We start from the raw sequence: 18,765 nt of genomic DNA, 5'->3' as shown, positions 1-18,765 counted from the left end.
GTCCTCGAGTCTCGCCGAGGTCCCTGAGCCTGCCGAAGGGACCGGAACACGCGTACGCCCGGAGGCTTCTACCGGCTCAGTCTTCTGTGCCCGGAGCACGCCGCAACATCACGCCTGGCAGCTCGGGCACCAGTAGAGCTTGCGCCCGGCGGCCTCCTCCATCACGATCGCGGTCCCGCACACGCGGCACGGCAGGCCCTCGCGGTGATAGACCCAATGCCGGTCGGCACGACGCGCCATCGCGCGGCGATAGGCGGCGGGGTCGAGCCCGTCCATCGTCATCATCTGACCGGTTTCGACGCCGATCGGCAGGAGCGTCGCCCAGTCTCGCCAGATGCCGCGCACGACCTCTTCGGGCACGTCGCGGCCGGGTGTGTGGGGATTCTGCCGCGCACGGAACAGCAGCTCGGCACGGTAGACGTTGCCGATGCCGCTCACCACGGCCTGGTCCATGAGCAGCAGACCGATCGGCGTGGGCTTCTTGCGCACCGTCGAGGTGAAACGCTCCTCTCCCTCGGTGAGGTCGTCGACGAGGGGGTCGGGCCCGAGCTTCGCGATGGTGGCCTGCACCTCATCGGGTGTCTGCAGAACGCACGCGGTGGGCCCGCGCAGATCGGCGCACGTGGCCTCGGTGAGCAGACGCAGGCGCACTTGGCCGACCACCGGCGGCGGCCATTCCGTCTGCTCGTCGAGCCCGGTGGTCTGCTCCGACATGCGCACGCGAGCACGCCGCGGGGCGCCGATCGAGCTGAGGGAGTTCTCTCCCGCGGCATCCATGATCGCGTCGTCGATCACCGTGCCGCGCTGGTTCGTCTGCCCCATGCGTCCGTTCGACGACGCGATGGTCGCATCGACCGACACGTCGCCCGAGAAGTCCCAGGCGCCGTACATCCCCAGGTGTACGCGGAGCCACACATCGCCGTCGAACCGCAGGAACATCTGCTTCGCCACGGCTCGCACCTCGAGGGCCTCGCGCCCGTCGATGACCTCGGCGCCCTCGACGAAACGGCCCTGGGGACTGGATGCCGCGACCGTGCGGCCCACGATGTTGCGCTCGAACTGCCGGGCGATGCGGTGGACGGAATGCCCTTCGGGCATCAGCCTGCCTCGGGGTCGAACGAGTCGCTGGCGTCGGTCATGGTGTTCTCCGACGCCCCCGCGCGGGGATCGGGCAGGAGTACCCCGTCTTGTTCAAACGCGGCGAGCTGCCCGATCCGGCGGGCGTGGCGCTCTTCGCCGGAGAATGGGGTCGCGATGAAGCGATCGATGAACGAGCTCGCCTCTTCGAACGAGTGCTGGCGCGCGCCGATCGAGATGACGTTGGCGTCGTTGTGCTCGCGCGCGAGCTCGGCCGTGGAGATGTTCCACACCAGCGCCGCACGCACGCCGAGCACCTTGTTCGCGGCGATCTGCTCGCCGTTGCCCGACCCGCCGAACACCACACCGAGGGCGTCGACGCCCTGCGCCTGGTCGCGCACGACCGCCTGGGCCGCCCGGATGCAGAAGGCGGGGTAGTCGTCGAGCGGGTCGTACTCGATGGGCCCGTGGTCGATCACCTCGTGCCCCTGCGAGGCGAGGTGGTGCTGGATCTGGGTGGAGAACTCGAGACCGGCGTGATCGGTGCCGATGTGGATGCGCATGAGGGAATCCTATTGAGGATCACCGACATCGCGGGGCGGATACGCCGACGCCGCCCGCCCCCTCCACGGGAACGGGCGGCGTCGACGCAGTCAGGGACGAAGCCCCGCGGCGACCGGCTTGAAGCCCGCGCGGATGTTCTCGCAGCATCCGGGGCGGCATACGTCATACCAAGGTCCGAGGTCGGTCAGATGCGGACGCTCGGCCTTGGGAGCGCCCGTGAGCCGCTCCTCCACCAGGTCGACGAGCCCCGACACGTAGGCCGGGTCGATGCCGGGGGTCGGGGTGCGCACCGCCTTGATGCCCGCCTCCTCGGCCGCCTCCATCGCCTCGGTGTCGAGGTCCCAGAGCACCTCCATGTGGTCGCTGACGAAGCCGAGGGGCACGATCACCACGGCCTCGGCGCCGCGGCCGGGCAGTTCGGCGATGACGTCGTTGACGTCGGGCTCGAGCCAGGGCTGCGTGGGCGGGCCGGAGCGCGACTGGTAGACCAGCTCCCACTCGACGTCGGCGACGGCGCCGGCGACCTCGGCCATGACGAAAGCGGCGACGGCCTTGTGCTGGGCGGCGTACGCACCGCCCTCGCCGAAGTCGACGTCGCGGGGGCCGGAGCGCTCTGCGTCCGCCGAGGGGATGGAGTGGGTGGAGAAGAGCACGCGGATCTTCTCAGGCGAGATGCCCTCCGCGACGTACGCCGAGACGGCATCCGTCACTCCGCGAACGAAGGTCGACACGAAACCGGGGTGGTCGAAGAACTGGCGCACCTTGTCGATGGTCACCGTCTCGCCGAGTCCCGTCGCCTCGAGCACGCGCGCATAGTCTTCGCGGTACTGACGGCAGCTCGAGAACGAGCTGTAGGCGCTCGTCGCGATCGCCAGCAACGTGGTGTCGCCGGCCTCCGCCGCCTCGGTCACGGCCTCTTCGAGGTAGGGCTCCCAGTTGCGATTGCCCCAGTAGACCGGCAGGCCCAGGCCGCGCGCGGCGATCTCCGCCTCGAGCGCCGCCTTCAACTCGCGGTTGTGCTGGTTGATGGGGCTCACCCCACCGAAGTGCCGGTAGTGGTGCGCCACCTCCTCGAGACGTTCGTCGGGGATGCCGCGGCCGCGCGTGACGTTGCGCAGGAACGGGATGACGTCGTCCTGGCCCTCGGGTCCGCCGAAACCGGCGAGGAGGATGCCGTCGTAGGCGACGGGCGTCTCGACCCACTTGGGTCCGGAGGACGCGGCGGGAGAGGCGTAGAGGACGGTCTCGGGGGTGCTGTCCGTGTCGGTCGTGCTCACGCACACATCCTCCCACCTGCCCGGTACGGCCGGACGCGGGTTGTCTCGTGACTAGGCTTATCTGGTTGTCATCGTCGCCGACGGCGTTCGTCGTCACCACGCCAGCACGTCATCGCGACGATCCCCACCCACATCCCCGGGAGAACGCCAGTGCCAGGAGAGAACCTCACCCGCATCGAAGCGCAGGAACGCCGCGCGATCGTCGACACCCGCGAGTACCGCGTGGAGCTCGACCTCACCCGCGGTGACGAGGTCTTCTCCTCGCGCACGGTGGTCACCTTCGACGCCACCGAAGGCGCGTCGACCTTCATCGACCTGATCGCCCGCACGGTGCGCACCGTCACGCTCAACGGTCGTTCCCTCGACCCGGCCGAGGTCTTCGCCGACTCGCGCATCGCACTCGACGATCTCGAAGCCGCGAACGAGCTCGTCGTCGAGGCCGACTGCGAGTACACCAACACCGGTGAGGGGCTGCACCGCTTCGTCGACCCGGTCGACGGCGAGGTCTACCTCTACTCGCAGTTCGAGGTGCCCGACTCGCGCCGCGTGTACACGGTGTTCGAGCAGCCCGACCTCAAGGCCGCGTTCACCTTCTCGGTCATCGCCCCCGCGCGGTGGAGGGTCGTGTCGAACTCCCCCACACCCGAGCCCGTCGCCGTCTCCGACGATGTCGCCCGCTGGGACTTCCCGCCGACTCCGCGCATCTCGTCGTACATCACCGCGTTGGTCGCGGGCCCGTACGAGGCGACGTACAGCGAGCTCACGAGCGCCGACGGCCGCGTCATCCCCCTCGGCGTCTTCGCCCGCAAGAGCCTGTGGCAGTACCTCGACGCCGACTACGTGTTCGACAAGACCCGCCAGGGCTTCGCCTACTTCGAGGAGAGGTTCGGCTTCCCCTACCCCTTCGCCAAGTACGACCAGCTCTTCGTGCCGGAGTTCAACGCGGGCGCCATGGAGAACGCCGGAGCGGTGACCTTCACCGAGACCTACGTCTTCCGCAGCAAGGTGACGGATGCCGTCAAGGAACGCCGCGTCGTGACGATCCTGCACGAGCTGGCGCACATGTGGTTCGGCGATCTCGTCACGATGAAGTGGTGGAACGACCTCTGGCTGAACGAGTCGTTCGCCGAGTGGGCTTCCACCATCGCCACCGCCGAGGCCACCGAGTGGCACGCGGCGTGGACGACGTTCAACGCGATGGAGAAGACCTGGGCCTACCGCCAGGATCAGCTCCCCTCCACCCACCCCGTCGTCGCCGAGATCAACGATCTCGAAGACGTGCAGGTCAACTTCGACGGCATCACGTACGCCAAGGGCGGGTCGGTGCTGAAGCAGCTGGCCGCGTGGGTCGGTATCGAGCAGTTCTTCGCCGGCGTCGCCGCCTATTTCCAGAAGCACCAGTGGTCGAACACCGAGGTGGGCGATCTGCTCACCGAGCTCGAGGTCACCAGCGGCCGCGACCTGGGCGACTGGGCGAGGAAGTGGCTCGAGACCGCGGGCGTGAACACCTTGACCCCGCTGATCGAAGAGGGATCCGACGGCACCATCTCGCGCTTCGCCGTCGTGCAGACGGCCCCGAGCGACTACCCCACGATCCGCCCGCACCGCCTGGGCATCGGCTTCTACTCACTGACCGGCGACGGCGCCCTCGAGCGGGTGCATCGCGTCGAGCTCGACGTCGACGGCGACCGCACCGAGGTCGCGGAGCTGCGCGGCATCCGTCGTCCCGACCTCGTGCTGCTCAACGACGACGACCTCGCCTACGCGAAGATCCGCCTCGACGAGCGCTCGCTGGCCACCGCCATCGCGCACCTCGGGGGCATCTCCGACCCCCTCGCCCGCTCGCTCGTCTGGGGCGCCGCGTGGGATCAGACCCGGGATGCCGAGGCCTCGGCGACCGACTACCTCGACCTCGTGCTGCGCAACATCGGCTCCGAGACCGAGTCGACCACCGTGCGCACGACGCTGGCTCAGCTGCAACTCGCCGCCAACTCCTACGTCGCCCCCGCCACCCGTGACGAGGCGCGTCGGCGCGTCGCAGACGGACTGTGGGAGCTGGCGCAGTCGGCCGAGGCGGGCAGCGACAGCCAGCTGCAGTTCGTGACGGCCTTCGCCTCTGCGGCCGCCACCCCGGCGCACGCCGAGACGGTGAAGGCCCTCCGCGACGGCTCGATCACGCTCGAGGGCCTCGAGATCGACACCGACCTGTCGTGGCAGCTGCTCGTCTCGCTGGCCGCCGCGGGAGCTGCGACCGAGGCCGACATCGAGGCTGCACGTGCCGCCGACAACACCGCCAAGGGCGGCGAGTTCGCCGCGACCGCGCTGGCTGCCCTTCCCTCGCGTGAGGCGAAGCAGAAGGCGTGGAGCTCTCTCATCGATTCGGCCGACGCGCCGAACACGATCGTGCGCGCGACCGCCGCCGGCTTCACGCACCCCGCGACCGTCGATGCGCTGGCCGACTTCGTCGAGCCGTACTTCGCGATGCTGCTGCCCATCTGGGAGTCGCGCAGCTACCAGATCGCGCAGTACCTCATCGTGGGGCTCTACCCCGCGGCGCTGGCGAGCAAGGCGCTGCGCGATGCCACGCGCCAGTGGCTGTCGCAGAACGCCGACGCGGCCCCGGCACTTCGTCGCCTGGTCGGCGAGAACCTCGCCGGCGTCGAGCGCGCACTGTCGGTGCAGGAGCGCGACGCCCGGTAAGCGATCCCGTGTCATCGGATGCCCCCTCCCCCTTCGGGAGGGGGCATCCGTCGTCTCTGATCATCCTCAGGATGCGGGCACGTCATCCCCGGGGAGGACGACCGATCGGGCGCTTCTTCCTAGCGTGGAAGCATGATCGTTGCAGACAACCTCACCAAGAGATTCGGCGCCAAGACCGCGGTCGACGGCGTCTCGTTCACCGTCGCCCCGGGCCGGGTGACCGGCTTCCTCGGCCCCAACGGAGCGGGCAAGTCCACGACGATGCGCATGATCGTCGGGCTCGACCGGCCCACGGCCGGTTCCGTCACCGTCGGTGGTCAGGACTACCGCCGGCTGCGTTCCCCTCTCACCGAGGTCGGCGTGCTGCTGGATGCGAAGGCCGTCCACACCGGCCGCTCGGCCCGTGACCACCTGCGCGCCCTCGCCGCGACGCACGGCATCGGCCGGGCGCGTGTCGACGAGGTGATCGAACTCACCGGGATCGGCTCCGTCGCCGGGAAGCGCGCCGGGAAGTTCTCGCTCGGCATGGGCCAGCGTCTCGGGATCGCGTCCGCCCTGCTCGGCGACCCGCACACCCTCATCCTCGACGAGCCGGTGAACGGTCTCGACCCCGAGGGGGTGCGGTGGGTGCGCCAGTTCGTCCGCCACCTCGCCGCCGAGGGCCGGACCGTGCTGCTGTCGAGCCACCTGATGAGCGAGATGTCGCAGACCGCCGACCACGTCATCGTGCTGGGCCGCGGCCGTGTGCTCGCCGACGCTCCCCTCGCCGAGCTCGTCGGCTCCTGGACGACGACGACGCTCCTCGTCCGCTCCCCACGGCTGTCCGACCTCGTCGCCGCCCTCCAGATCCCGGATGCCACCATCGCCGGCCTCGAGCCCGGCGCGGCGCAGATCACCGGGGTCACCGCGCAGACCATCGGGGATGTCGCCGCCCGTCACGGCATCCCGCTGTACGAACTGACGCCGCGCAGCGGCTCGCTCGAAGACGCCTACCTCGCCCTGACCGACGACTCGGTCGAGTACAAGACCAAGGAGATCGCATGACCGCGCTCGCCCCGGCGCCCCGGCGCGCCACGCACGCCCACCCGCACCGCCTGACCTTCGGCCACATCCTGCGCAGCGAGACCATCAAGGTCCTGACGCTGCGCTCCACCTGGTGGTCGCTCGGCCTCACCGCGGCGATGTCGCTCAGCATCTCGTTCCTGCTCGCGCTGGCCTCGAACGACAACGGGGGCATGTTCTCCCCCGTGATGATCCTGGTGGCACCCATCCAGTTCACGATGCTCGTCGCCGGCATCTTCGGCGCCATCGTGATCACCGGTGAGTACTCCACCGGCATGATCCGCTCCACCCTCACCGCCGAGCCGCGCCGTGGCGCGGTCGTGCTCGCCAAGGCCCTCGTCATCTCCCTGGTGATGGCGGTGACCACGGTCCTCACCTACGTCGTCGCCGCCCTGATCACCGCTCCCTTGGTCTCGGGGGGTCTGGACTGGTCGGAGCCGGCTTCGTCGTTGCTGCCGCTGCTGTTCGGTGTGGCGTCGATGGTCGCCTTCACGCTGATCGGCCTCGGCTTCGGCTTCCTCATCCGAAACGGTGCCGGAGCGATCGCCGCGACGGTCGGTGTCCTGTTCGTCCTGCCCATCGTGATGAGCCTGTTCACGCTGGCGGGAGAACGCTGGGCGTGGATCTCCGAGTCCGTCGCCTACCTCCCGTCGAACGCCGCCACCACCCTGACCACGGCCGGCGCCACCGATCTGTCGGGAGCGGCCATCGCCCTGATCGCGTGGGCGGTCGTTCCCCTGACGCTGGGCTGGGCGACGCTCCGCCTCCGCGACGCCTGACCCCTCCTCCCCACCCGTCCGAACCGACGGATGCCTCGACGCTCAGCCGGCGCCGAGGCATCCGTCGTTAGTCTGAAGCCGATGCTCGTCCTCGCCGAAGACCCCGAACCCACCCCGTCGCCCTCGATCACCTCGCCCGCACAGCTGGCCGACCTCGACACCTGGACCTGGATCGGGGGTCAGCTGCTCGGCTTCGGAGGCATGCTCCTGCGGGTCCTCGGCATCATCATCGGGATCGCCGTCGCGGCCTGGATCCTGCGCGTGATCATCCGCCGCGTCGTCGACCGCATCGTCAACGGCGCGAAGAGCAAGGCCCGCGTCGACGACACGCAAGCGCTCGACCGCTCTCCGCTCAGCGCCGTGCGCCTCGTCCAACGCACGCGCACGCTCGGCACGATCCTGCAGAACATCGTCAACGTCATCCTCGTGATCGTGGCGCTCGTGTGGATCGCCGGCATCGTCGCGCCCGACGCACTGGCCTCGCTGACGCTGCTGACCGCCGCTATCGGTGCGGGCCTCGGGTTCGGTGCGCAGAACATCGTCAAAGACGTGCTCAACGGCATCTTCATCGTCGCCGAAGACCAGATCGGGATCGGCGACGTGGTGGATCTGGGCCTCGCGACCGGGATCGTCGAGTTCGTCAGCGTGCGCATCACGCACGTGCGCGACGTCAACGGCACGCTCTGGTACGTCCGCAACGGTGAGATCACCCGCATCGGCAACATGTCGCAGGGCTGGTCGCGCGTCATCATCGACCTGGCCGTGCCCGTGGATGCCGACCTCGACATCGTCGAGAAGGCGATGCTGAGCGCCGCGAAGACGATGGCCAAAGAGAACAAGTGGCGCTCGCGCATCATCGAGCAGCCCGAGATCTGGGGCCTCGAATCCATCGGGGGCGACGCCATCGTCATCCGACTGGTGATGAAGACGCGGTCGAGCGCGAAGGACGACGTGGCGCGCGAACTGCGCGCCCGCCTCAAGCGCGCGATCGACGAGCTGGGCATCTCTCTGCCGCAGCTGAACTCCATCGTGCTCACCGGCGCCGAGGGTGCCCAGAGCGTCCGCGGAGCGCACCCGCCCAAGACGAAGGAGACGCCGGTCGCCGCGACCGACGCACGTCCGGTCTGGAAGCCGCGCCGACGCAGCAAGCCCCTCGCCCCGGCCGACGATGACCACGACGGTGCACCGGTGACGCAGAAGAAGACGGTGCACGACGCCGCGCCCACGACGACGCTCGACCTCCCGGGCGCCGACACCCCCAAGCCCACGCCCCCGGCCGTCCGCGCCGACGAAGAAGGCACGAGATGAGCGAACCCGTCAGCTTCTACGAGCAGGTCGGGGGGATGGACACCTTCCGTCGCCTCGTCGATGCGTTCTACCGCGGCGTGGCCTCCGACGAGGTGCTCAAGCCGATGTACCCCGAAGAGGATCTGGGACCCGCGGCGGAGCGCCTGACGCTGTTCCTGGCGCAGTACTGGGGCGGCCCCCCGATCTACGGGGAGACGCGCGGGCACCCGCGCCTGCGCATGCGGCACATGCCCTTCCACGTCGATCCCGACGCGCGCGACCGATGGCTCGGGCACATGCGCGCGGCCGTCGACGAGATCGCGCTGCCACCCGCGTTCGAGGCGCCGCTCTGGGACTACCTCGAGCGCGCCGCGTACGCGATGGTCAACACGTTCGAGCCCCGCGGGATCGGCCCGCAGCAGAACGGTCGCCCCGACACCGGGCTTCCCGTCCGCGCCGCCGAGTAGTGAGGCGCGTCCGCGGAAACGCGTTGCCGTCTGCATCGCGGCGAACACCGGACGGAACGACGCAAGGCAGCAGAGGAGACCATGCTCCCCGTGCGCCGTGCGCATCCCGCCGATCCCCGTCGACGGCGGTGAGGCGGGTCCGAGCCCGCCCGCACCACACGACGACCTGTTCGGCTACCGACCGAGGAAGTCTCCGAAGCCGGGGATGTCGAGATTCGACAGGCTGTCGCCGAACCCACTGATCTGATCGCCGGCACCCGATACGGCGTCCTGCGCGCCGCCCGCCCACTCCGCAGCGCCGCCGGCCCACTCGCCCGCGGCCCCGACGTCGACGCCCTCCGCGAGGCTGGCGAGATCGACTCCGGATGCCAGACCCTCGAGGTCGACGCCCTCCGCGAGCCCCGCGAAGTCGACACCCATCTGACCGGCCTGTGCGAGCAGCGGACCCGCGACGGCGCTCACGACGGCGCCGCCCGCGACGGCGGCGAGAAGTCCTCCGGCACCCACCACTCCGGCCCCGATCAGGCCGCCCCGACCCGCGCGGGCGAGCAGGGCCGACATGCGCCCGGGACGCGCCGCTTCGGCGCGCGCAGCGGTTCGAGCGAGGTCATCGGGGGCATCGGAGCGCGGGCGCTCGTGGGGTGCGAGGTCGGCGTCCATCCGCTCCCGCACGTGCGCGCGCTGCGCCGGTGTCAGGCGTTCGAAGGCTTCGCGGTGCATCTGCTCGACCCGGTCGGGGTCGGCGGTTCGAAGAAGGTAGTCGTAGCGCGCGATCGCGGCGCGGTCGTCGGCCGAGAGGTTCGACGAGGCGCGGGATGCCGCGGGCGGGGCGTATCGCCTCGACGAACTCGTCGACGGGATGTTCGGCGTACCGCGACCCGTCGGCGGGGCGGGCGGCGGAGTGGCCGCCGAACCCGTGCGTCGATCGCCGGTCACGGCATCCGCCGCGGAGCGCACCATGCCGCGCCAGTCCTTGCCGCCGCCCGCCGCCGGGGGACGCTGCGATGACGACGACGACGAGGCCTTGTCGACGGCCTTGGATGCGAGATCGAAAAGACGGGAGAACGAGACCACGAGGGCACCCTTCGACGGGCAGCGCGAGGCTGCGACGTCAAGGTCTCCTCCGCCCGGAACGGACCGATGCACCCGGAGACCAACGGTGGCCTCGTGATGACGGATGCATCGCGACGGGAGTACTCCCCTTGCTGCACTCATCGTATGGCGGCCACCTATGCGCTTGCTGGGTCACGCACCCGTCGCGCGCACGGCCGTCAATCCCGAGCGCACCGGCCCCCGCACGAGCACGTGACCGCGCGCGAGGGTCACGCGCGTCCAGGCGCCGCTCCTCCTCACGGCGGCGACCTCGCCACCGGCGATGAATCCGAGGGCGAACGCGGCGAAAGCCGTCCCGAGAGGCAGGCCCCCCAGCGCGTCGTCGGGCTGACCCCACACCTGCGCACGGACGACGCGCACGACATCCTCCCCCGCGTTCGCGGGCAGGGCATCGGCGACGGCCGCGACGCCGTATTGGGCGCGGGATGCCAGAACGGCGGCGTCGATGGCATCCGTCTGGTCCCATCCGCTACGCGGGGGCGAGATCCCCGCCCATGCGGGAGAGGTCGCGGTCTCCGGCAGGATGACGGCCTGCGCATCGTCGGGGGCCGGCAGCAGGGCAGCGGCGTCGACGACGAGGTCGCACTCCAGCTCGGGGTCGATGGCCGACACGCGCAGTCCCAGCACCGTAGGCGTGGTGTCGAACAGTCCGCGAGGGGCCAGCGGGGCGGCGGTGGCGACGAGGACGCCGTTCTCGGCCCGAAGTCGCACCGTGCCGTCGCCCAATCGGATCGCCCGAGAGGCGAAGGTGAGCAGGTCGGCTGCCGCCTGCGGATCGGGGAACAACAGACGCGCGGACACCCGCCCTAAACTACCAAGCGGTACGGGCACGCCGTACCGGAATGGAGTCAGCGTGACCGACGCCGTCGATCCCGTGGCGTCGTTGCTCGCGGTCCTCGACCTCCGCGACGCCGGAGCCCGGACCACCGAGGACATCTTCACCGGCGTCTCGCAGGCCATGCCGTTCGGCCGCGTCTACGGCGGTCAGGTGCTCGCGCAGTCGATCGTCGCGGCGTCGCGCACGCTCCCCCCGGAGCGAACGGTGCACTCGATGCACGGGTACTTCCTGCGGCCCGGAGACCCCGCCGACGGCATCACGTTCTCGGTCGACCGCATCCACGACGGACGCTCGTTCTCGACGCGCCGGACACAGGCGTATCAGGCGGGCGTACCGATCTTCTCGATGATCGCCTCGTTCCAGGACGACGACCCTGGTCTCGAGCACGCCGAGCCGATGCCCGACGGCATCCCCCTCCCCGAAGACCTGCCGGAGTTCGACCCGCAGGGTCTGCATCCGCTCAGCCGTCGGATGTTCTCCGAGCGTCCGGCCGATGTGCTGCACGTCCCCTCGCCCCTGTACACCTCGGTCGAAGGTCCGCACGTGCCTCGGCAGGCCGTCTGGATGCGCACGCGCCGCCCCCTGCCCGACGACCCGGCGGTGCACCGTGCGGCGCTCGCCTACCTGAGCGACCTCACCATTCAGGAGACGATCCTGCGCGCGCACGGTGTGGCGTGGAGCACGCCGGGCCTCAAGGTCGCCAGCCTCGACCACGCGATGTGGTGGCACCGCCCCGGCCGCGTCGACGATTGGCTCCTGTACGTGCAGGAGTCGCCCAACGCGCGCGGTGGCCGCGGCCTGTCGACCGGACGCATCTACACACGCGACGGTCTGCTGGTGGCCAGCGTGGCGCAGGAGATCATGGTGCGGGTGCCCCGCGACTGAGGCCGCAGGGGGATCGCGGAGGCCGATCGTAAGAGGCGGCCAACGGCTCGCACCTGCTGAGCTGGGCGCCCTAGATGAGCGCGCTGGGCTGATGGCATCCGAGATACCGGACGTTCCGCGCCGCCGACGCCGTGAACGATCGTCGGGGGCGCACAGGCTGTCGTCGTCAGCCGCGGGCGGAGCGCCGACGGTACTCGATCGGGTCGCCGGTGTACGGCGCCCACGCCTCTCGCTCGGCCGAGCTCCAGCGGATCGGACGACCGCTGGCGGTGTCGACGAGCACGACGACGGCGGTGGCCCGGGCGTACAGCACCGGCTCACCGGAGCCCGCCGGGCTGTAGACCTCGAAACAGATGTCGGCGCTCGACCCGCCCATCGCGCCGATCCACAGGCGCACATCGAGGGGGCGTTGACTGTAGGGCACGGGGCGAAGGTACTCGATCTCCTGGCGCGCGATGAGCGTTGCGCGCTCTCCCCCGCTTTCGAGCACGCTCATGTCGAAGACTGCTGTCGGCAAGGGGCTCGCGTCGTCATCGCCCCGCCAGAAGGCGCGCAGGCGCGCCTCTTCGAGCAGCTTCAACATCGAGGTGTTGTTGACGTGACCGAGCGCGTCGAGATCGCCCCACCGCAGGGGCATCGGCACGTGCACCCGCTCGGGCCCGGCGCCGGCCGGACCCGAGTCGGGTGTTGCGGAGGTGTCAGTCACGCGTGAGCTTGCGGTACGTCGACCGCGCCGGGTTGGCGGCATCCGCTCCGAAGCGTTCGATCTTGTTGGCCTCGTACGCCTCGAAGTTGCCCTCGAACCAGTGCCACTGATCGGGGTGCTCCTCGGTGCCCTCGTAGGCGAGGATGTGCGTGGCGATGCGGTCGAGGAACCACCGGTCGTGGGTGATGACCACGGCGCAGCCGGGGAACTCGAGGAGCGCGTTCTCGAGGGAGCTCAACGTCTCGACGTCGAGGTCGTTCGTCGGCTCGTCGAGGAGCAGCAGGTTGCCGCCCTCTTTCAGCGTCATCGCAAGGTTCAGGCGGTTGCGCTCGCCACCGGAGAGCACGCCGGCCTTCTTCTGCTGGTCGGGCCCCTTGAAGCCGAACTTCGACACGTAGGCACGCGAGGGGATCTCGGTCTTGCCGACCGTGATGATGTCCAGTCCGTCGGACACGACCTCCCAGAGCGTCTTCTCGGGGTCGATGGCCGCGCGCGACTGGTCGACGTAGCTGATCTTGACCGTCTCGCCGATCTTCAGCGTTCCCCCGTCGAGCGGCTCGAGACCGACGATCGTCTTGAAGAGCGTCGTCTTTCCGACGCCGTTCGGGCCGATGACGCCGACGATGCCGTTCGGGGGCAGGTTGAAGCTGAGGTTGTTGATCAGCGAACGCTCCCCGAAGCTCTTCTCGAGCTTCTTGGCGTCGATGACGATGCCGCCGAGACGCGGACCCGCGGGGATCTGGATCTCGTCGAAGTCCAACTTGCGCGTGCGCTCGGCTTCGGCCGCCATCTCTTCGTATCGCGCGAGGCGCGCCTTCGACTTGACCTGACGGCCCTTGGCGTTGGAGCGCACCCACTCGAGTTCGTCCTTGAGGCGCTTGGCGAGTTTGGCGTCCTTCTTGCCCTGAACCTCGAGACGCTGCCCCTTCTTCTCGAGGTAGGTCGAGTAGTTGCCTTCGTAGGGGTACAGGTGCCCACGGTCGACCTCGGCGATCCACTCCGCGACGTTGTCGAGGAAGTACCGGTCGTGCGTGATGGCGATGACCGCGCCCTTGTACGCCTTGAGGTGCTGCTCGAGCCAGAGCACGCTCTCGGCGTCGAGGTGGTTGGTGGGCTCGTCGAGGAGCAGCAGGTCGGGCTTCTGCAGCAGGAGCTTCGCGAGCGCCACGCGGCGGCGCTCTCCACCGGAGAGCGGAACCACCGACGCGTCGGCGGGCGGCGTGCGCAGCGCGTCCATCGCCTGCTCGAGCTGGGAGTCGAGGTCCCAGCCGTCGGCGGCGTCGATCTCTTCCTGCAGGGTGCCCATCTCGGCGAGCAGCGCGTCGAAGTCGGCATCGGGGTCGGCCATGAGTGCCGAGATCTCGTTGAACCGGTCGAGCTTGGGCTTGATCGCGACGCCGTCCTGGATGTTCTCCAGCACCGTCTTGGTGTCGTCGAGCTCGGGCTCCTGCATCAGGATGCCGACCGAGAAGCCAGGGCTCAGACGCGCCTCGCCGTTGGAGGGGCTGTCGAGCCCGGCCATGATCTTCAGGATCGTGGACTTTCCGGCACCGTTGGGGCCGACCATCCCGATCTTCGCACCGGGGAGGAACGACATCGTGACGTCGTCGAGGATGAGCTTGTCGCCCACAGCCTTGCGGGCACGGACCATGGAATAGATGTATTCGGCCATATCCCGTCCAGTCTAGGGGCGGCGTGCGTCGGCGGCCTACGGGCGTCGGACGCCTCTCACCAGTCGATCGGCCGGGTCTGCCCGATCAGGCATCCACCTGAGGAGAGGCCGGGCAGCACCGTCGTCACGGGATTGCCGATGGAGGGCCCGACCTGGCCGACGAGGCAGTCCGCGCCGAGTCGCACGGAGAATTCGATGCTCTCGGCCGCATTCCCGATCGTCGACTCGTCGGGCGTCACCTGCATCGCGCCCTTGTCGAACCCCGCCCCCGCGAGCGCATCGACGTAGGCGCGTCCGTCGACCTGACCGGATCCGGCCCAGACCGTGCCGACGACCTGCGTGAAGAACGGGAGGTTCTGCTGCGCGCTCCCGCCCGGGACGAGGGCCACAGCGGCCGGCGAGCTCGGCGCGGGAGTGCCCTCCGCCGGAGCCGACGACACGGGGGCGCTCGTCTCGGCCGAGTCGGCCGGCGTCGTGGGAGATTCGCCGGTGCAGCCCGCGAGGGCCAGAGCGGCCAGGAGGGTCAGGGCGGCGAGAGGGCGACCGTGGGAGCGAGACACGGCTCCGAGTCTACGGACCCGCACGCCGCGCTCCCTCAGTCGCCGCTCGCGGCCAGCCGTCCTCAGAACGGCCGGTCGGGGTCCATCGCGTCCGCGCCTCCCGCGCCTGTGCCGACCCCGACCGGCTCTCGCGATGCACCCGGCACCGACCACGCCGACTCCTCCGCGGCATCCTGCCTTGCGGCTCCGGCGCTGCCGCTGTCGTCCGCCGGGGACGCGGGCGCGGCTTCCGCCTGACCGCCGGGCTTGGGTGTGCGGTCGAAACGCGTGGTCCCCCACCGCAGATCGTGACCGATGGCGTCGGCGACGACATCGGCACTCACGCCGCGCTTGGTCTCCGTCTCCCACTCGCGCAATCGCAATCGTCCGCTCAGAACGACGCGCTCGCCTTTCCGGAGCGATCGAAGCGCATTGGCGCCCAACTCTCCGAACACGGAGATCGAGTAGTAGTTGGTGTGCGCGTCGACCCACTCTCCGCGCTCCTTGTCGAGCCTTCGCTCGCCGACGGCGAGTCGGAAGGCGGCGACGGAGCCGCCCGCGCGCGTCGCCCGCTGTTCGATGTCCCCGACGATGTTGCCCACGAGGGTGATGTGGTCGCTCATGTTGTGTCCTCTCGACGTGATGTGCGCTCCGGCACCCGTGTGCCCGACGGGTGCCGGAGCACGCTCAGAATGACCGGCATGGGCGGGCACGGGCGGTGGAATCCCGCCGTTCCGTGGAGAGATCACGCTGACACTCGACTGGGGAGGAGCGGCCCCTCCCCCCACGCCGGAGCCGATGTCGGAGGTCGGTCGTACCGTCAGGGCATGACCACCGCACTGTGGAACGATCTCGCCCCGGCTCCGCGCTCGGCCGGGTGGGGAGCGGCGACGCACGTCGCCGCGGGGCTGTGGCGCATCGCCGATCCGCGCGGCATCGTCGTGGGTCACATCCGGGCGATCTCGTCCGAAGGCGGTTGGCGTTACGCGGCCGAGCGGTTCCACATCGCGTCCGGCGACTTCCGCCGGCTCGGCGAGTTCTGGTCGTCGAGCGATGCGGTCGAGTGCCTGCGTTACGCCCGCTGACACGCGGTCTACCGAGCGGCAGCCCGCGTCAGGGGCGACACCCGATCCAGGTCGTGCCGGGCGCGTCAGACGACGCGGGCGAAGTCCTCGCGGGCGGGACTCGTTCGACCGCCGCGCACATCGTCCCAGGCTGCGCGCAGCACATCGACGGCACGCTCGAGAGTCGCCGGGGGCGCCGTGAACGGCACACGCAGGCGCCGGTCGTGGCCGCCCTCGACGGCGAAACGCGACCCCGCCGACAGTGCCAGCCCCCGGGCTCTGGCGTTCATGACCAGGGGGGTGCTGAGCGGCTCGCCGAGGCCGACCCACACCGAGACACCGCCGGACACGTCGGGCACCTCCCACTCGGGAAGCTCTCGGCGAAGCGCCGCGACGAGGTGGTCGCGGCCCGCGCGCAGCAGCTCACCGCGCTGGAGCGCGATCTCGTCGAGACGGGGGACGAGTCGCCGGGCGATGGCCTGCTCGATCTCCGGCGTGCCGAGATCGTGCACCGGGCGCCCGCTCGCGAGGCGCCTGACGATATCGGGGGCCGCGCGGACCCATCCGACGCGGAGGCCACCCCACACGGTCTTCCCGAGCGACGCGACGCGAATGATGCGGTCGTCGTCGGGGAACGGTGCGGCACCGACCGCGCGGTCGATGTCGAGCTGCGCCGTGGTCTCGTCGAGCACCAGCAGGGTGCCCGCCGACTGTGCGGCGGAGACGAACGCCGACACCTCCTCGGCGGTCATGGTTCGGCCCGTCGGATTGTGGAAGTCGGGCATGAGATAGGCCAAGGTCGGCAACGCGCGCGCGAAGCTCTGGGCCGCGCGCTCGAGGTCCCAGCCGGTGTACGAGTCGACCGGCACACCGATGAGCCGTGCACCGACGCGCCGGAAGGCGTCGGCCGCGTGCGGATACGTCGGCGTCTCCAGCATCACCCGGTCCGCACGGCCGAGCAGCACCGACGCGATGAGGTGGATGGCGCTCTGGGCGCCCGTCGTGACCAGGATCTGGTCGGGCGACGTGGGCAGTCCGCGGCCCGCGTAGTGATCCGCGATCGCCGCCCGCAGTCCGGCGTCGCCGACGACGTCGTAGCCGATGCGCGCGACCAACGCCGGTGCGTCCTGCGTCGCCTCGGCGATGATCGCCGGAAGGCCCGGCCACGCGGCGGGGCTCGCCTGCTGCAGGTCGATGGCCGCATCGTCGGCGTCCAGCCGCCCGGGATCGGTCCTGCGGAGCGGGAGCGTCACGCTGCCGCTCCCGCGCAGACTCTCGATGTGGCCGCTGTCGCGCAGGCTGCGGTACGCGGCGGCGACCGTCGTTCGGCTCAGGTGCAACGCCGACGCGAGCTCCCGCTCCGCGGGCAGCGCCGTCGAGGGGGCGAGCCTGTTGTCGAGACACAGCAGACGGATGCCGTCGGCGAGCGCCTCATAGGCGGGCCCGCTCCCCCGCCATCCGCCGAGGGCGACAGAGAGTGCGCGAGCGGAGATGCGGGAATCCATAGGGCCACGATAGCTGAATTGGCCTCATGGCCTGCATCCAATTTCATGATTGGATCTCTCCATGCTCTCCCGGATCTCCCGCCTTCTCATCGGACTCGTGCTGTACGGCGTCGGCTGCGCCCTCACCGTCGCCGCGTGCCTGGGCGTCGACCCGTGGACGGTCTTCGCACAGGGTCTCTCGCGGGTCACGGGCCTCGGGATCGGTTGGGTCACCAACATCGTCGGACTCGCCGTGCTGCTGCTGTGGATCCCGCTGCGCCAGAAGCCCGGGGTCGGCACCATCGCCAACATCCTGCTCGTCGGAACGAGCATGCAGGTCGCCCTGTGGGTCCTCCCCCACCCCGACGAGCTCTGGGCGCAGGTGCTGCTGCTGGTCGCGGGTGTCGTCCTGGTCGCGGTCGCCTCGGGGCTCTACATCGGCGCACGCTTCGGGCCGGGGCCGCGCGACGGGCTCATGACCGGTCTGCACGGACGGTTCGGGTGGCCCATCTGGGCGTGCCGACTCACGGTCGAGGGATCGGTACTCATCCTCGGTTGGCTTCTCGGGGGAACCGTCGGCGTGGGCACGCTCGTCTTCGCGCTGGGCATCGGCCCGCTCGTGCACGTGGCGATGCCGCTGCTCTCCTTCACCCGCCCGACGTCCCGCACCCGACGGCTCGCCCGCGTGTGAGGCCGAGCCGGAGAACCCCTCGCCTCGAGGGGATGCCGCATCGACAGCGCCGACGCGTGCTCCCCGAGCGGCGAGGTCGCCCGGTACGTCATCCGGCACCGGGTACGCGCAGTCGCACCCCCCGGGCGGGATCACCCTCACCCGAGAGGCGCGGCGCTCCTCAGTGCTCCCGGAACTCGGGCCGGTCGCTGCCGGGCTTGAGGTGGGAGTGCAGGGCGTTCTTTGCGATCTCCATCGACGGATAGACGCCCAGTCGCTCGTCCTTGCCCGCCATGTGCACGCTGTATCCCTCGGCATCCTGCTGGATCTTCCCGACGACCCCGACGGGCCCGTAGGCCACCCAGAGGCGCTTGGTCACCGTTTCCGACATGAGTGCTCCTTCGCTCTCGTTGCGCGGGAGATTACGCCCGCATCAGCGGGCGCGCCAGGGGCTGGTGCGGCGCGTCGGCGACGACGGATATCCTGAAGACGACCCCCAGTAGCTCAGTGGATAGAGCAGCGGCCTTCTAATCCGCCGGTCACACGTTCGAATCGTGTCTGGGGGACCAGATCCCCTCGCC

At 70.1% G+C, this 18,765-nt stretch carries 19 protein-coding genes and 1 tRNA gene; 9 read left to right on the top strand and 11 right to left on the bottom strand.

Features of this window, described 5'->3' with window-relative positions; genetic code table 11:
- Window positions 1-108: 108 nt before the first annotated feature.
- The 3 genes from QRO03_RS09235 to QRO03_RS09225 form a co-directional block, all read right to left on the bottom strand.
- Window positions 109-1,098 (bottom strand): Fpg/Nei family DNA glycosylase, encoded by a 990-nt coding sequence (locus QRO03_RS09235; protein WP_285137209.1) that lies wholly within the window; start codon window positions 1,096-1,098, stop codon window positions 109-111.
- Complete coding sequence (locus tag QRO03_RS09230; protein WP_285137208.1) at window positions 1,098-1,640, bottom strand: ribose-5-phosphate isomerase; 543 nt, start codon at window positions 1,638-1,640, stop codon at window positions 1,098-1,100. The genes QRO03_RS09235 and QRO03_RS09230 overlap by 1 nt, the downstream gene beginning before the upstream one ends.
- A 90-nt stretch (window positions 1,641-1,730) precedes the next feature.
- Window positions 1,731-2,918 (bottom strand): ferrochelatase, encoded by a 1,188-nt coding sequence (locus tag QRO03_RS09225; protein WP_285137207.1) that lies wholly within the window; start codon window positions 2,916-2,918, stop codon window positions 1,731-1,733.
- Window positions 2,919-3,068: 150 nt separating this feature from the next.
- Between QRO03_RS09225 and pepN the strand changes: the two genes are divergently transcribed.
- The 5 genes from pepN (at window position 3,069) to QRO03_RS09200 (ending at window position 9,213) form a co-directional block, all read left to right on the top strand.
- Window positions 3,069-5,618 carry an aminopeptidase N gene (gene pepN, locus QRO03_RS09220; protein WP_285137206.1) on the top strand — a complete coding sequence of 850 codons (2,550 nt, stop codon included), beginning with the start codon at window positions 3,069-3,071 and terminating at the stop codon, window positions 5,616-5,618.
- A gap of 132 nt (window positions 5,619-5,750) precedes the next feature.
- Entirely contained in the window at window positions 5,751-6,662 is a 912-nt protein-coding gene (locus QRO03_RS09215) for an ABC transporter ATP-binding protein (protein ID WP_285137205.1), read from the top strand.
- Window positions 6,659-7,459 carry an ABC transporter permease gene (locus tag QRO03_RS09210; RefSeq protein ID WP_285137204.1) on the top strand — a complete coding sequence of 267 codons (801 nt, stop codon included), beginning with the start codon at window positions 6,659-6,661 and terminating at the stop codon, window positions 7,457-7,459. Before QRO03_RS09215 ends, QRO03_RS09210 begins: the two co-directional genes overlap by 4 nt.
- A gap of 81 nt (window positions 7,460-7,540) precedes the next feature.
- Entirely contained in the window at window positions 7,541-8,767 is a 1,227-nt protein-coding gene (locus QRO03_RS09205) for a mechanosensitive ion channel family protein (RefSeq protein WP_502883020.1), read from the top strand.
- On the top strand, window positions 8,764-9,213 hold the full coding sequence (locus QRO03_RS09200; protein WP_285137203.1) for a globin: 450 nt from the start codon (window positions 8,764-8,766) through the stop codon (window positions 9,211-9,213). The genes QRO03_RS09205 and QRO03_RS09200 overlap by 4 nt, the downstream gene beginning before the upstream one ends.
- Window positions 9,214-9,387: 174 nt before the next feature.
- On the opposite strand, the gene QRO03_RS09195 is transcribed toward QRO03_RS09200, so the two are convergent.
- Window positions 9,388-10,287, bottom strand: a complete 900-nt coding sequence (locus QRO03_RS09195) for a cation-transporting ATPase (protein ID WP_285137202.1) — start codon at window positions 10,285-10,287, stop codon at window positions 9,388-9,390.
- A 171-nt stretch (window positions 10,288-10,458) separates the two neighbouring features.
- On the bottom strand, window positions 10,459-11,127 hold the full coding sequence (locus QRO03_RS09190; RefSeq protein ID WP_285137201.1) for a DUF8185 domain-containing protein: 669 nt from the start codon (window positions 11,125-11,127) through the stop codon (window positions 10,459-10,461).
- Window positions 11,128-11,179: 52 nt separating this feature from the next.
- Here QRO03_RS09190 and QRO03_RS09185 point away from each other — a divergent pair, with 52 nt between their 5' ends.
- Window positions 11,180-12,049: an acyl-CoA thioesterase gene (locus QRO03_RS09185; RefSeq protein ID WP_235561243.1), complete on the top strand. Its 870-nt coding sequence runs from the start codon at window positions 11,180-11,182 to the stop codon at window positions 12,047-12,049.
- Window positions 12,050-12,215: 166 nt separating this feature from the next.
- On the opposite strand, the gene QRO03_RS09180 is transcribed toward QRO03_RS09185, so the two are convergent.
- The 4 genes from QRO03_RS09180 to QRO03_RS09165 form a co-directional block, all read right to left on the bottom strand.
- Window positions 12,216-12,686: an acyl-CoA thioesterase gene (locus QRO03_RS09180; protein WP_285137327.1), complete on the bottom strand. Its 471-nt coding sequence runs from the start codon at window positions 12,684-12,686 to the stop codon at window positions 12,216-12,218.
- 61 nt (window positions 12,687-12,747) lie between these two features.
- Window positions 12,748-14,427: an energy-dependent translational throttle protein EttA gene (gene ettA / locus QRO03_RS09175; protein ID WP_285137200.1), complete on the bottom strand. Its 1,680-nt coding sequence runs from the start codon at window positions 14,425-14,427 to the stop codon at window positions 12,748-12,750.
- Between the two features lie 56 nt (window positions 14,428-14,483).
- A complete protein-coding gene (locus tag QRO03_RS09170) occupies window positions 14,484-14,987 on the bottom strand; it encodes a DUF6993 domain-containing protein (protein WP_285137199.1) in 504 nt (167 codons plus the stop codon).
- A 62-nt stretch (window positions 14,988-15,049) separates the two neighbouring features.
- Window positions 15,050-15,589, bottom strand: a complete 540-nt coding sequence (locus tag QRO03_RS09165) for a single-stranded DNA-binding protein (RefSeq protein WP_285137198.1) — start codon at window positions 15,587-15,589, stop codon at window positions 15,050-15,052.
- 204 nt (window positions 15,590-15,793) lie between these two features.
- Between QRO03_RS09165 and QRO03_RS09160 the strand changes: the two genes are divergently transcribed.
- Window positions 15,794-16,051 (top strand): hypothetical protein, encoded by a 258-nt coding sequence (locus QRO03_RS09160; RefSeq protein ID WP_285137197.1) that lies wholly within the window; start codon window positions 15,794-15,796, stop codon window positions 16,049-16,051.
- 65 nt (window positions 16,052-16,116) lie between these two features.
- Here QRO03_RS09160 and yczR read toward each other — a convergent pair whose 3' ends face one another.
- A complete protein-coding gene (gene yczR, locus QRO03_RS09155; protein WP_285137196.1) occupies window positions 16,117-17,535 on the bottom strand; it encodes a MocR-like transcription factor YczR in 1,419 nt (472 codons plus the stop codon).
- 61 nt (window positions 17,536-17,596) lie between these two features.
- On the opposite strand from yczR, the gene yczE reads away from it, so the two are divergent.
- Window positions 17,597-18,205, top strand: coding sequence for a membrane protein YczE (yczE, locus tag QRO03_RS09150; RefSeq protein WP_285137195.1), 609 nt, complete (start codon window positions 17,597-17,599; stop codon window positions 18,203-18,205).
- Window positions 18,206-18,365: 160 nt separating this feature from the next.
- Here the strand turns inward: yczE and QRO03_RS09145 are convergent, their stop codons facing one another.
- The gene (locus QRO03_RS09145; protein ID WP_285137194.1) at window positions 18,366-18,575 is read right to left on the bottom strand and encodes a methyltransferase; all 210 of its coding nucleotides are present in this window, start codon (window positions 18,573-18,575) and stop codon (window positions 18,366-18,368) included.
- A 102-nt stretch (window positions 18,576-18,677) separates the two neighbouring features.
- On the opposite strand from QRO03_RS09145, the gene QRO03_RS09140 reads away from it, so the two are divergent.
- Window positions 18,678-18,753: transfer RNA gene (locus tag QRO03_RS09140), tRNA-Arg, on the top strand.
- Window positions 18,754-18,765 lie beyond the last annotated feature (12 nt).

Source organism: Microbacterium sp. lyk4-40-TSB-66 (assembly GCF_030209475.1).
Lineage (GTDB): Bacteria > Actinomycetota > Actinomycetes > Actinomycetales > Microbacteriaceae > Microbacterium.
This window is presented reverse-complemented; position numbering and strand designations above follow the sequence as displayed.